This is a genomic window from Agreia sp. VKM Ac-1783 (genome assembly GCF_900177765.1).
Taxonomy (GTDB): Bacteria; Actinomycetota; Actinomycetes; order Actinomycetales; family Microbacteriaceae; genus Agreia.
The window spans coordinates 901,116-913,919 of record NZ_FXWI01000001.1 but is presented as its reverse complement, the minus strand read 5'-3'; the positions used below and the strand labels follow the sequence as shown (position 1 = coordinate 913,919).

At 67.0% G+C, this 12,804-nt stretch carries 9 protein-coding genes and 2 tRNA genes; 6 read left to right on the top strand and 5 right to left on the bottom strand.

Annotation, left to right across the window (positions count from 1 at the left end):
- Nucleotides 1-46: 46 nt before the first annotated feature.
- From CCK87_RS04305 to CCK87_RS04295, 3 genes are all read right to left on the bottom strand, one after another.
- Entirely contained in the window at nucleotides 47-802 is a 756-nt protein-coding gene (locus CCK87_RS04305) for an aminoglycoside 3'-phosphotransferase (protein ID WP_086460194.1), read from the bottom strand.
- A gap of 69 nt (nucleotides 803-871) precedes the next feature.
- Nucleotides 872-2,218 carry a trigger factor gene (gene tig / locus CCK87_RS04300; RefSeq protein ID WP_086460193.1) on the bottom strand — a complete coding sequence of 449 codons (1,347 nt, stop codon included), beginning with the start codon at nucleotides 2,216-2,218 and terminating at the stop codon, nucleotides 872-874.
- Between the two features lie 76 nt (nucleotides 2,219-2,294).
- Nucleotides 2,295-2,372: transfer RNA gene (locus CCK87_RS04295), tRNA-Pro, on the bottom strand.
- A gap of 204 nt (nucleotides 2,373-2,576) precedes the next feature.
- On the opposite strand from CCK87_RS04295, the gene CCK87_RS04290 reads away from it, so the two are divergent.
- Nucleotides 2,577-2,647: transfer RNA gene (locus CCK87_RS04290), tRNA-Gly, on the top strand.
- Between the two features lie 105 nt (nucleotides 2,648-2,752).
- Nucleotides 2,753-6,616 carry a hypothetical protein gene (locus CCK87_RS04285; protein WP_140162764.1) on the top strand — a complete coding sequence of 1,288 codons (3,864 nt, stop codon included), beginning with the start codon at nucleotides 2,753-2,755 and terminating at the stop codon, nucleotides 6,614-6,616.
- Nucleotides 6,617-6,637: 21 nt separating this feature from the next.
- On the opposite strand, the gene CCK87_RS04280 is transcribed toward CCK87_RS04285, so the two are convergent.
- Together CCK87_RS04280 and CCK87_RS04275 are read right to left on the bottom strand one after the other, a co-directional pair.
- The gene (locus CCK87_RS04280; protein WP_249273697.1) at nucleotides 6,638-7,318 is read right to left on the bottom strand and encodes a response regulator transcription factor; all 681 of its coding nucleotides are present in this window, start codon (nucleotides 7,316-7,318) and stop codon (nucleotides 6,638-6,640) included.
- A 4-nt stretch (nucleotides 7,319-7,322) separates the two neighbouring features.
- The gene (locus tag CCK87_RS04275; protein ID WP_249273696.1) at nucleotides 7,323-8,708 is read right to left on the bottom strand and encodes a sensor domain-containing protein; all 1,386 of its coding nucleotides are present in this window, start codon (nucleotides 8,706-8,708) and stop codon (nucleotides 7,323-7,325) included.
- A 186-nt stretch (nucleotides 8,709-8,894) separates the two neighbouring features.
- Here CCK87_RS04275 and CCK87_RS04270 point away from each other — a divergent pair, with 186 nt between their 5' ends.
- The 4 genes from CCK87_RS04270 (at nucleotide 8,895) to CCK87_RS04255 (ending at nucleotide 12,466) form a co-directional block, all read left to right on the top strand.
- Entirely contained in the window at nucleotides 8,895-9,383 is a 489-nt protein-coding gene (locus CCK87_RS04270) for a DNA starvation/stationary phase protection protein (protein ID WP_055774554.1), read from the top strand.
- A 112-nt stretch (nucleotides 9,384-9,495) separates the two neighbouring features.
- Entirely contained in the window at nucleotides 9,496-10,419 is a 924-nt protein-coding gene (ppk2, locus tag CCK87_RS04265; RefSeq protein WP_086460191.1) for a polyphosphate kinase 2, read from the top strand.
- 9 nt (nucleotides 10,420-10,428) lie between these two features.
- The gene (locus CCK87_RS04260; protein WP_086460190.1) at nucleotides 10,429-10,710 is read left to right on the top strand and encodes a hypothetical protein; all 282 of its coding nucleotides are present in this window, start codon (nucleotides 10,429-10,431) and stop codon (nucleotides 10,708-10,710) included.
- Nucleotides 10,711-11,107: 397 nt separating this feature from the next.
- Nucleotides 11,108-12,466: an HNH endonuclease signature motif containing protein gene (locus CCK87_RS04255; protein WP_086460189.1), complete on the top strand. Its 1,359-nt coding sequence runs from the start codon at nucleotides 11,108-11,110 to the stop codon at nucleotides 12,464-12,466.
- Nucleotides 12,467-12,804 lie beyond the last annotated feature (338 nt).

Sequence of the window (12,804 nt, the reverse complement as noted above, 5' to 3'; positions counted from 1 at the left end):
AAGCGGCGTTTCGCAAGATCGTCCTGTCGAACGAGAACGACCACTCTCAGGTGGCGGCCCAGAGGGCACGGTAGTACTCGATGCGCTCGTCGTCGCGGGCGACTCCGTATGCGTCGAGCAGTTCCGACTCGAGAAGCTCTCCCCCGGCGTAATTCCACTGCAGGCTCCACGTCGCGACAGCGAGGTCGGCCCAACGATCGGCGACACCCAACGACCCCAGGTCGACGTGGCCGACGAACGCTCCGTCGTCGGCGAGGAGGGTGTTCGGCGCGCACGCGTCACCGTGGCAGACGACGAGCCGGTCTATGGATGGCGAGTTCTCGATCGACTCGGCCACCATCAGGCCCTCCGCCCGGGCTCGCGCGATGCGCTGCGGCACCGACCAGGTGTAGGGGCATCGGTCCACGGGCAAGGCGTCGTGCATGCGGCGGAGTCCGGCGCCGATGGCGCGAGCCGCAACGCGTGCGGCCTCAGGGTCTGACGCGAACCGCGCATCGACCGCACTGTGGCCCGGGATGCCGGCCGTCAGCATCCACGAGCCATCGTTGCCTGAACCCGACGCGAGCACGCGAGGAACCTCGATGAAGGGAGCCGCCCAGGCCAGGCGCACGACCTCGGGGGCCAAGACGGGAGCGCCGCCAGGCATCCACTTGATGAAGCGCGCCCGGTCGCCGTCGCCCAGCCGAAACGTCAGCCCGCCTCGGGTGTTGCGCCACACGGCAACAGGTGTATCGCCGCCCGCGTGCTTCGTCACGATCGATGGCACCTCGATCGGGCCCTCGGGCACGGCGGCGATCAACATACCCTCAGTGTCGCTTAACGACGAAGGGCCCGGCGTGCGTGTGCATGCCGGGCCCCTCGAACGAAGCGACTAGTGCGAGTGACCCTCGTGGTCGTCGTGGTCGTGACCCTCGTGCTCGTCGATGGCGTCCTCGGGCTCCGAGACGACAGCGGCGAACTCCTTGAGGTCGACCGTCTTGCCGTCGGTGTCGACAACCTTGGCCTTGCCGAGCAGGATCGCGAGAGCCTTGTTGCGGGCGACCTCGCCGACCATGGCGGGGATCTGGCCGCTCTGGTCGAGCGCCTGAACGAACTCGTTCGGCTCCATGCCGTACTGGGCTGCACTCTGCACGAGGTACTGCGTCAGCTCGTCCTGGCCGACCTTGACCTGCTCCTTCTCGGCGACGGCGTCGAGAAGGATCTGGGTGCGGAAGGTGTTCTCGCTCGAGGTGGTGACCTCGGCGCGGTGCTCGTCGTCTTCGAGGCGGTTCTCGCCCTCGAGGTGACGGTGCACCTCGTCTTCGATCAGGGCGGGCGGCACGGCCACGTCGACCTTCTCGAGGAGCGTCTCGACCAGCTTGGTGCGAGCGGCGGATGCCTGGCCGAACGCCTTCTGCTTGGCGACGGTGTTCTTGAGGTCGGCCTTCAGCTCGTCGAGCGTGTCGAACTCGCTGGCGATCTGAGCGAAGTCGTCGTCGGCCTCGGGAAGCTCGCGCTCCTTGACGGCGAGCAGCGACACCGAGACGAGTGCGTCGGAACCGGCGTGGTCTCCGCCGAGCAGCGGTGCCTCGAAGGTGGTGGATTCACCGGCAGAGAGCGAGTCGAGCGCCTCGTCGATGCCCTCGAGCAGTTCGCCCGATCCGACCTCGTAGGAGATGCCCGTGGCCTTGTCGACCTCGGCGCCGTCGATGGTGGCGACCAGGTCGAGCTGGGCGAAGTCGCCCGTCTTGGCCGGACGGTCGACCGTCACCAGGGTGCCGAAGCGGCTACGCAGGTTCTCGAGCTCGGTGGCGATGTCCTCGTCGGACACCTCGACCGCGTCGACGGTGACCTCGAGGTCGTTGTAGTCGGGGAGGGTGATCTCGGGACGCACATCGACCTCGATGGCGAGCTCGAGGTCTCCGGAGAAGTCCTTGTTGCTGGGCCACTCGACGATGTCTGCGCTCGGCTTGCCGAGGGGGCGGAGCTCGTTCTCGGTGATGGCCTGGCGGTAGAACCCGTCGAGTCCGTCGTTGACGGCGTGCTCGAGCACGGCCTCTTTGCCGACGCGCTGGTCGATGAGGGGCGGCGGAACCTTGCCCTTGCGGAAGCCGGGGATGTTGATCGACTCGGCGATGTGGCCGTATGCGTGATCAATGCTGGGCTTCAGCTCGTCGGGGGTGACCGAGATGGCGATCTTCACGCGTGTCGGGCTGAGCTGTTCGACCGTGGTCTTCACGTTTGGCTTCTCCTGAGGGTTAGTACTGTGCTGCACCGTTTGGCTGGATCAAAGTGGTACCTGGGGGAACTCGCTGTGGTCGGGGCGACAGGATTCGAACCTGCGACCTCCCGCCCCCAAAACGGGCGCTCTAGCCAAGCTGAGCTACGCCCCGGTTCTCGTCACAAGTCCCGTGAGGCCAGTCACCGGGTAACGCACAGGGCGCATGGCACGAGGGTAGTGCCGGGCGAATTGGCCTCGGCAAGTCTACTGCACAGTCTGGAGGGCCGCTGAGCATATTTCCGCCGTCGGTTACGCGGTGGGGGAAACTGTGTACTACGATGTTCCAGTGCCGCTTGCGGCGCACACCTCCCATTTCGGGGCTGTAGCTTAGTGGTAAAGCCTCTGTCTTCCAAACAGATGATGCGAGTTCGATTCTCGTCAGCCCCTCGCTTGTGAATCAAGGCCCCCGTGAGTCTCTCCGGGGGCCTTTTCTCATCCACAGATCGAACGCTTCTGCCGCCGGGTGCCTGCCGCGTCTGACACGCTGTGACTATGACAGACCCCGCGCCCGCCATCGTTCCTCCTTCGGGGGCAGCATGGCCTGCGACACCTGAGGCCTTCGCCGACACCGCTCTCTGCCCGCGCTGCTTCGCTGTTCTCCGCAGTAGTCACTGCCATGTGTGCGGCCTCGAGTTGGCCGTGCCGCTGGCCGCAGAACTCATCGCCTCGTCGCACACACTCGTCGATGCCGAACGCCGCCGACGCGAGCTGATCCAGCGCATGTGGAACGAGCAACTCGCCGCTCAGGCGATTGAGACAGAGACGCAACCGGCGCCCGCAGACGTTCCGGATGCCGCGGGCGCGTCCGCCGCAACGGTCGCCGCTCCCCCGTTCCCGACATTCCCAGCCGTGCCGTCTGCCCCGAGCGCCGTGCCGGCTGCTCCGAGCGCCGTTCCGTCTGCCCCAGCCGCTGCGGCTTCCCCCGTTCAGCCCACGCTCGAACCGGTCGATTCGCGCCCTCGACGCTCCGGCGTGCAGGTCTTTCTTCTGGTGACGGGCATCGTGCTCCTCTCCGTCTTCGCGCTGTTCTTCGTGACGGTCGCGTACCTCTTCGCCACGGTGGAGGTACGCGTCGCCGTCACTGCTCTCGCCGGAGTGGTCGTCTTTGGAATCGCCTGGTTGCTGAAGCGCCGTCATCTGCCCGCCACAGCGGAAGGCGTCGGTGTGACGGGTGCGGTCATCCTGATCGGCGTACTCGAATTCGTTCGAGGCGCCGAATTGTTCGGTTCCGCCTCGATAGCACCCGCCCTCTACTCCGGAGTCGGCTTCCTCCTTCTGTCCGCTCTCCTCGAGGGGCTTCATCGCATCTCGCGGCTTCGCTTCGCACGACTCGGCAGCGTACTTCTCGCCCCGACAGGGGTCGCGCTCGTCGTGATCGGCGCGCTCGGCACTCTCGACTCCGGCCTGGCCTGGTGGGCCGGCCTGGCTTCCGCGGGCGCCTCGACCCTCGTTCTGCCCCAGGTCAGACAGCGATCGGCCGAAGCCAGCCTCGTTCGCTGGATCGCGCTCGTTTGTCTGACCGCAGCGCTCGTCCCCGCCGCCTTCCTCCTGCCCGAGGTCCCTGGCTCATCTGCCCTCTCTTACTCGGTCTCGGCGGTCGTCTGGGGTGCGGTGATCCTCCGGCTCCGCACAGAGCCCCACGCACTCATCTGGATCAGGGCGGCAGCGGTGCTGCTGGGCGTGTCCGCGTCGCTTGCCCCGACAGTGGCGATAGTCAGGCACGCTTCCACCGAGTGGAACCTGTGGGCGCCCGGCACGGCCGCAGGAATCATCGCCGTCGCCTTCGTGGTCGGGGCGCGCGCCTCGACGGAACAGCTCACGAGTCGTACCTGCCGAGACGCTCAGATCCCGGCCCTCGTCGTCGCCGCCCTCGGCCTACTGCCGGGCCTCGGCCTCGCCGCTCTTCACGTACTCGGCTCGGTCGTGCCGCGTTACCTTCTCTGGCAGGCGAATCCGGGCGACGCTGCCGGGTTCCTCTCAGAGTTGGGGGCATGGGCCGCCGTGCTTGCCCCGGGCGCCGCTGCCGTCCTCGGAGCCATAGCCATACGTGTCGCGCGTCCACCGAGGGCCGTCGGTGCGATCGTGGGCGGCCTTGCAGCGCTGGCATTGCTCGCCGCCGCCAGCCACGCGGGCACCATCTTGCTGGCGCTCGTCGCCTTCGCGGTCGTCGCCGTGACCGGACTCGCTGGCCTTTTTGTCACACGGGGGCGACGAGCGCCGGCCGTGCGCATCCCCTCCGTGGTCCTGCTCGGCGTGGCCGGGTTCGCCGTCGTCGTCCTCTCGCACGCGAGCTCGCCGCTGTGGCTCCCGGGCGCCCTCACGGTCGCCGCCCTCATCGTCGCATCACGCTTCGCCGTCGCGCCAGAGACTCGGGCCGCGTCGGTCGTTCGACCACTGCTCACGGGCCTCGCCGTCGGTTTCGGGTTCGTCGAGACGACACTCCTGATGCCGTGGATCTCCGGCTGGCGCCCGTCGCCCTCGCTCATGATCTCGTCGTTTCCCAGTGCTACAGATCTCGTCGCTCTTCCCGGCGCCGCGGCCGTGCTCCTTCTGTGTGTGGTGCCGCTGGTTCTACGCACTCACGCGGGCCTCGCGCCGCGAGGCACCTGGGATCTGCGAGCGGCAGCCATCGTCGCCTTGCTCACGGCGTTCCTCAGTTCGCTTGTCCTGTTCGCGACGGGCAGCGTCTCCACCGTCGACCACGTCGCGCGCATCGCCATCCCGCTCGGTCTCGCGGTCGCGGCAATCGTGTGGCAGGTTCGCGGCTCCGTAGCGCACACCGCCGAACGCATGGTGCTCGCGGGCCTGGCGCCGCTCGCGCTGGCAGCAACCCTCGCCGCCATCGCTGACGCGGCTACAGCCGCGTCAGCGGCGACAGCCTCGTCAGCGGCACTCATCGTCGATCTCGCGGCCCCGGTCGCCGCGATCCTGGCGGCCGCCCTCGGGGCGATTCTGTTCACCCGAGCCTCGTCCGGCCCGCGCGGAGCGGCGCGTATCGCGTGGGAGAGCGCGATCGCCCTCGTCGTCTTCGTGAGCGTGGTCAGCTGTATAGCGCCGGCCGGCGAGAGCACCTGGCTGGTCCTCCTTCTGCTCGCGGTCACGCCACTCATCGTCGGGTTCGCCGACGGCAACCCGTTCACGAACCGGTCGCCGCGGCGCTTCGGCGGCACGCTCTCGTGCGTCCTCGCCGCCGCGGCGCTCTGGCAGTTCCTCGGCTTCCGAGGCGTCGCCGACGTCGAACCGTACACGCTGCCATTGGCCGGCTTGCTTCTCGGTCTCACGGCCGCCATCGCCCTGTTCAGCCCGCAGACGGCTACTGTGGCGGCCGTCCGGTCGACCCTGTTCGCGGCCTCTCTCGTGATCGCACTCGTACCCTCTGCACTGGTGTCGATCGGCGACGAACGCCCCGTTCGCGCAGTCGTCATTCTCTTGACGGCAGCAGCACTGACGACTACTGCGCTCCTCGTCCCCCGCGTCGTACGTGGCGTCCTCGTGCGCGACAGTGCACTGTATTCGGGCATCGCCGTGCTCGCCGCAGTGGGCCTCACGCGAGCCGTGCGCGACGCCCTCGTCTCCGACACCGGACTGCTCTTTCCCGAGCTCTGGGTGCTGCCCGCTGTGATCGCTCTGGTCCTGACCTCCGTCGTGTGGACGAGACGTCGCGCCCTGCCGTTCCGAGTCGCCCAATTCGGCGTTCCCACCGCGGTCACTCTCGTCGCCGTCAGCGTCGTCGTATGTCTCATCGCGCTTCCCGAGACGACCTCGTCGATTCGCCTGACTGCCGCGAACACGACGTTCGTCGGCGTCGCCGTCGCAGCCGCCGTGCGCCGCCGGGTGCCGCTCGACCGCGTCTCACAGCTCGCGGCGCTGTGCGCTCTGGTCGTCGTCGGCGCGACCGGCCTCGTGACAGGCGCGGCGCATCCATTCGAACTGTCGACGACGCCCGTCGCCCTCGCGCTGATCGTCTCGGGCCTCATCACGTTGCGTCGCGACGCAGCCGCCCGCACCTGGCCGAATCTCGGCTTGGGCATCGCGGTGCTTCTTGTTCCGTCACTCCTGGCCGACTTCGGCGGCACCGAACTCTGGCGCGTCATCGCACTCGGCGTCCTTTCGGTCGCGCTCGTCGTGGCGTCCATCGTCGTTCGCTGGCAGGCCCCGTTGATCGTCAGCGGGGTCGTGCTTCTCGTCCACGCTGTCGCCCAATCCTGGCCGTGGATCCAGGGACTCTATTCGGTCGTTCCGTGGTGGATCTGGTTGGGCATCGGCGGGGTGATTCTCGTCGCCGTTGCCGCGCGATACGAGCACCGCGTGCGAAACCTGAGATCCTTCGTCGGCACGATCTCATCGCTGCGCTGACACGCCGCCACGCTCCTGAGTTCACGATGCTTGCAGCCAGGCGAGCACGGCCAGAACGCGGCGATGGTCGGTGCCGGAGTCATCGAGCCCGAGCTTCGAGAAGATGCTCGAGACGTGCTTCTCGACGGCGCCCGTTCCCACGACGAGCTGCGCGGCGATGCCCGCGTTCGTTCGCCCCTCCGCCATCAGGGCGATCACGTCGCGCTCCCGCGCCGTGAGCGTCGCCAGCGGGTCACGGCGCCGACCGAGCAGATGCCGCACGACCTGCTCGTCGAGAACCGTGCCGCCGCCGGCGATGCGGGTCACGGCATCCCGCAGTTCGTCGAGAGACGCCAGCCGGTCTTTCAACAGGTAACCGACGCCGCTCTCGCCGGCCGCCAGAAGCTCGACCGCGTAAGTCTCCTCGACGTACTGACTCAGCAGCAGAATGCCGATCTCCGGATGTCGCCGACGGAGATCGAGCGCCGCGCGCACTCCCTCGTCGCGGAATGTCGGCGGCATCCGGACGTCGAGTATCGCCACGTCTGGCGAGGTCGAGGCGACGTCGGCAAGCAGCGCCTCGGCGTCGCCGTAGGCCGCCACCGTCTCGAACCCCGCCTCGGCGAAGAGCCGAACGAGGCCCTCGCGCAACAGAAGCGAGTCCTCAGCGAGAACGAGACGGATTCCGCCGGCCGACCGGGGCTTCTCGTCTCGCTCGCTCACTCCCTCAGGATAGAGGGATGCGGGTTGCGATCATCGTCGGACCGCCCTCCGGCGACGTGATCGAGATCTCTCCACGCAACCCGCTCACCCTCTCGGCGAGTCCGGCCAGCCCGTGGCCCGCGACCTCGGCCGCCGACCCGATGCCGTCATCGAAGACGGTGAGCTCGAGCACGGACTCCCCGGTCTCGGATTCGCGCGTAGACGCCGTGACCGTGGCCATGGTCGCTGCGGAGTGCTTCGCCACGTTGGCCAGAAGCTCAGCCGCAATGAAGTAGACGCTGCGCTCCACCTCGGGCGCGATCTCCGACTGCCCCAACGACAGCCGGATGCTCGTGGGCACGGTGCTGCGAACGGCGAGCGATTCGAGTGCGGCCGCAAGGCCGCGGTCCTGCAGGAGGGGCGGCGCGAAGCCCCGCGACAGGTCACGCAGTTCCTCGAGCGCATCACGCGACTGCTCTCTGGCGCCTTCGAGCAGAGCTCGGGCGGCGGCGGGATCGGAGTCGAGAGCACGCTCGGCGCTGGCGAGGTCGAATTGCAGCCGTACGAGACGCTGCTGGGGACCGTCGTGGATGTCTCGCTCGAGGCGTCGCAGACTGTGATCCTCGGCCGAGACGGCCGCGTCGCGGGACGCGCCGAGGGCGGCGACTTCACGCTTGAGATCGTCGGAGGCGAAGCGACCGAGCATGCCGCGGGCGATTCCCTGGTGGATTCTTACGAGACCGTGCGTGACGAAGGGCAGCGTCGCGAGCATGACGAGACCGAGCACCGTGTAGAGGATCGTCTCGTTGCGCTGAAGAACATCAGGATCGTCTCCGAGCTGCAGGCCAGGCACGACGAACTCGATGACGACCTTGTTGATCCACAGGTTGCCGGCTTCGTGAGGGGGAAGGAATCGTGACCAGATGCCGAAGGTCAGACCGCCGAGGCCGGTGACGAGCCAGGTGATCGCCACACACCAGGTAGCGACGCCCACGGCGAAGTTCACGACTCCCCCGTGCAGCAAGTACAACCAGTAGTGCCCATCGCCCAGGTAGTGCCTGAGCCAGCCCACGATGCCGGGGCGGCGCTCGACGTTCCACGTCGGGCGAGCGATGGGCGGCATCCCCGCCGCTTCGAGACGAGCGAGCTCGACGGCGCCGGACCAGCGCGCCGTCACCATGGCGGCGGCCAGAACGAAGACGCCGCCGACGAGAACGACGGTCGAGACGCCGAGCGAGAACAGAGTCACAAGAACGATGAACACGACCGTCACGACCGGAAGCGTGGCGAGAAGAAATCCCAGTTCTCGAGGCACCCTGGCCCAGCGTCGACGGAATCGGCTCTGCACCGGTGCGGTTCCGTCGGTGTCGATCATCGTGCCCAGCGTGGCAGAGTCCAGCTGCTGTGTCATGTCGAGAGTGTGTGTTGTCATGCCTCAACCCTGACCGTCACGCCGCCTCGCCGACATACGACGAGCATCCGGTATCGCCCGGGGGTTAACCCCCGGTCAGCCCTGGGTTAGCCCAGCCTCAGCTTGCTTGCGGAACAATCTGTGCTGAGTACGGTTATACGAGTCAGACACGATAGGAGTCACACAATGACCAACACAACCGTCACCGTTCCCACCAGCTCGACGAGCCCCGACGTCGCAGCCGCTACGGCCCAGTTCCTCGCCCCGATCGTCGTCGACCTCCAGGCCCTCGCCATCAACGGCAAGCAGGCGCACTGGCACGTGCGCGGCGCCAACTTCATCGGCGTTCACGAGCTGCTCGACAACGTCGTGAGCCACGCCCAGGACTGGGCCGACCTCGCCGCCGAGCGCGTCGTCGCCCTCGGTCTTCCGCTCGACGCTCGTATCGAGACCGTCGCCGCCAAGACTGTCATCCCTACCATGGAGCCCGGTTTCCAGCGCTCCGAGTACATGATCGCCGCGATGGTCGCACAGATCGACGCCACGCTGGTGGGCATCCGCAAGGCCATCACCGAACTCAACGACATCGACCTCACCAGCCAGGACGTCGTTCTCGAGATCGCCCGCGGCCTCGAGAAGTCGCGTTGGTTCCTCGCGGCGCACATCGCCGAGTAATCGCAGCTTTAACGACGGCCCTCCGGTGAGTCCACCGGAGGGCCGTCGTGGTTAACCCGGCGTCCACCCCACGGCCACCGACCGGATGCCTCCGGCGGCTAGCGTCGGGCCCATGACGCAGCTCGTGAGCCACTACGCACTCCCGCCCGATCTCGACGATGTCTCGGGTTACACGGTGTTCGATGAGGACGACGACGATCCCGTACTCATCTCGCGGGACGGCACTCGCATCGATACGTGGCGCGAGGGATATCCGTATGCCGAGCGTATGGACAGAAACGAGTACGAGCTCTCGAAACGCCTGCTGCAGATCGAGCTGCTGAAGCTGCAGAACTGGATCAAGGCATCCGATCGCCGCCTCGTCGTTGTCTTCGAGGGCCGCGACGCCGCCGGTAAGGGCGGAACGATCAAGCGTTTCACCGAGCACCTCAATCCGCGCGGGGCACGAACGGTCGCCCTCGAGAAACCGTCAGAGCGGGAAAGCGGCCAGTGGTACTTCCAGCGTTATGTGAAGCACCTCCCGGCTTCAGGAGAGATCGTGCTCTTCGATCGCTCCTGGTACAACCGCGCCGGCGTCGAGCGGGTCATGGGGTTCTGCACCCCCGCCCAGTACGACGAGTTCATGCGCCAGACGCCGAGGTTCGAGGAGATGCTGGTGGGTGACGGCATCGACCTGGTCAAGTTCTGGTTCTCTGTCTCTGCAGACGAACAGCGCACGCGCTTCGCCATTCGGCAGGTCGACCCGGTGAGGCAGTGGAAACTGTCGCCCATGGATATCGCGTCGCTCGACAAGTGGGGTGACTACACGGCGGCGAAAGAGGCCATGTTCGCCCACACAGACACGTCGAACGCCCCCTGGACCGTGGTGAAGAGCAACGACAAGAAGCGTGCGCGCCTCGAGGCGATGCGCCACGTGCTGAGCCTGTTCGACTACGACAACAAGGACCACGAGATCGTCGGGCAGCCCGACGGAAACATCGTGGGTTCGGCCGCTCGAATCTACGAACGCGGGGAGAACGCCAACATCGTCGCGTAGCCTTGTTGGGTGGAAAAAGATCTTCTTGCTCTATCGCAGCTCCGGCAGGAGGCCCGTGACGTTCTGGATGCGGGCATCGAAGCCCGCTGCCGCGAGGGCGAAGATCCGTGGGAGTTTCTCCCCGACCTGCCCACGGTCGACCAGTGCGTCGTCATCGGGCTCCGCACCGCCCACGTCGAGGCCCGTCGCCCCGGTGATCCGCATCAGTCGAACTTCGAGATCCTGCGCGGCATCGCCTTCGATTACCCCGAGCTGCGGCGCGCGGCATGGTCACTCGTGACCCGCCGCTGATCTCTGCGCCCATCGGGAGACGGCTGCGCTGGTCGAGTAGGCCGCGCCCGCGTTGGTCGAGACCCGGCTGCCGCGTTGGTCGAGTAGGCCGCCCGCGGCCGTATCGAGACCCACGTGCGCTGGTCGAGTAGGCCACGTCCCGCACTGGTCGAGCAGACAGCCCCGCGTTGGTCGGGTAGGCCGCCCGCGGCCGTATCGAGACCTGGCCGCGTTGGTCGAGTAGGCCGCCCGCGGCCGTATCGAGACCCGTTCCCTGAGCCTGTCGAAGAGCACCCGGAAGGCGATGTCTACTCCTCCACAGGGCGCCCATTCGGTAGTTATCCACAGCAATATTCCCTGATCAAGCAATGAATCCCGTCGCGGACCCGGTGTCGGTGGCTGCTGTTTGACTTCAGGTATGACATCAACCATCCCGCTCCTCGAGCCCGACCCGTACGTGGTCGCGCTCGAGGAGGTCGCCGCCCTCGATCAGCAGATAGCCCGACTGTCTGCGGTCAGGGCCAGACGCGTCACCGACGCGCGAAACCACCTTCACCGGCAGGCACCAGCAGACACCTCTACCGGTGGTCCCGTATGGTCGACCGCTCGAGTCGAGAGAGTCGAGTTGTTCACCGAACTCGCCCAGCTCACCCGCCGCACCGAGTATCGGGCCGCGACTCTGATCGACACAAGCACCGCTCTCGTGGATCGTCTCCCGGCCACGCTCGCCGCAGTAACTGCGGGGGTCGTGTCGTGGGAGCACGCCGAGGTCATCGCGAAGCATTCCGACGGTCTCGACGGAGATGCGTTGACCGCCTACGACACCGGGCTTGCGGTGCTGGCGGCGGAGGTGAATCCGAAGCAACTCGACCGCAAGGCCCGCCACGAGGTCGAACTCGCCCAACCCACCACCGCGGTCGAACGGGCCGAGAAGGCCGCAGCCACCCGACGCATTTACGTCGATCCGGCAGCGGATGGCATGGCGTACCTGACCCTGTTCGCTCCGGCGCCGGAGATTCACGCGATCGCCGACCGTGCCGCCCGCCTCGCGGCAGGTCTCAGGGCGGGAGGTGACCCGCGCAGCGTGGGGCACCTGAAGCTCGATGTGCTCACCGATTTGATGCTCAACGGCGAAACCTCGATTCCGGGGGCGACCCGTGGCGTCCGGGGCAGGGTGCACGTGATGGTGCCCGCGATGACCATCCTCGGTATCGGCGAGGAGGCCGCGATTCTCCGCGGTTATGGTCCGATCGACCCGGCCACCGCCGCGCAGTTGACGGCGGAGGCGACGTCGTGGCGGCGTATCCTCACCGACCCGATCACCGGACGCATCCTAACCACCGACCCCAGGGACTATCGGCCCACGGCGCGCATGATCGACCACGCGAGACTCGTGCACCCGACCTGTGTATTCCCCGGCTGCACCGTCCCATCGGAACAGGCCGATGTCGACCACACCGAAGACCACGTCTACGGAGGGGACACGATCCCGGAGAACCTCGCACCGCTCAGTCAAGGGCATCACAGGGTGAAGCACCACACCCGGTGGCAGATCGTGCAGAACGGAGACGACATCCTGACTGCCACCTCGCCAGCGGGCTACGAGTACACGGTCCGGCCGGAAGGCAGGATGCAACCCGCACCGAAACGACTCATCCATGCATCCACAGCAGCATTGAGTGCCGTCGTCAGCTCAGAAGCCGCCACCGTGGCCGGGCAAGCAGTCGCAAAGAGAGGGACAGGACCGGAGGAGGATCTCGCGGACTGCCCCTTCTAGAGAGTTCCGAGCTAGAAAGTCCCGGCTGACGAATCACACTCAACGCCAACGTTTGAAGACCGAAGGAGACTTCACGACCCCATCCCCAATCGAGCAACGCGATACAGGCCATCAAGACGACGCTGCAGAATTCGGTCATCAAAGCGACGCTCCGGCAGATCGCGGGTCGGGCTAGCGGGAAAGCACCCGACGCGACGCGGAGCCCCGCCTCTGAGGTCGCCCTGCTCCGGGAGCCGATCGCCGATCTTCTGCGAGCTCCCGAGTGCGCAGCGGCGATCTCCTGTGCGCAGCCGACCTTTCGGTGAGCCGCGAAATGTGCTGGGGTGAGCAGGAAACAC

Bases quoted from the DNA above. Each gene is read 5' to 3' on its own strand.
- CCK87_RS04285 (WP_140162764.1), top strand. From the start codon at position 2,753: ATGACAGACCCCGCGCCCGCCATCGTTCCTCCTTCGGGGGCAGCATGG.
- CCK87_RS04255 (WP_086460189.1), top strand. From the start codon at position 11,108: ATGACATCAACCATCCCGCTCCTCGAGCCCGACCCGTACGTGGTCGCG.
- ppk2 (WP_086460191.1), top strand. From the start codon at position 9,496: ATGACGCAGCTCGTGAGCCACTACGCACTCCCGCCCGATCTCGACGAT.
- CCK87_RS04305 (WP_086460194.1), bottom strand. From the start codon at position 802: ATGTTGATCGCCGCCGTGCCCGAGGGCCCGATCGAGGTGCCATCGATC.
- CCK87_RS04275 (WP_249273696.1), bottom strand. From the start codon at position 8,708: ATGACACAGCAGCTGGACTCTGCCACGCTGGGCACGATGATCGACACC.
- CCK87_RS04270 (WP_055774554.1), top strand. From the start codon at position 8,895: ATGACCAACACAACCGTCACCGTTCCCACCAGCTCGACGAGCCCCGAC.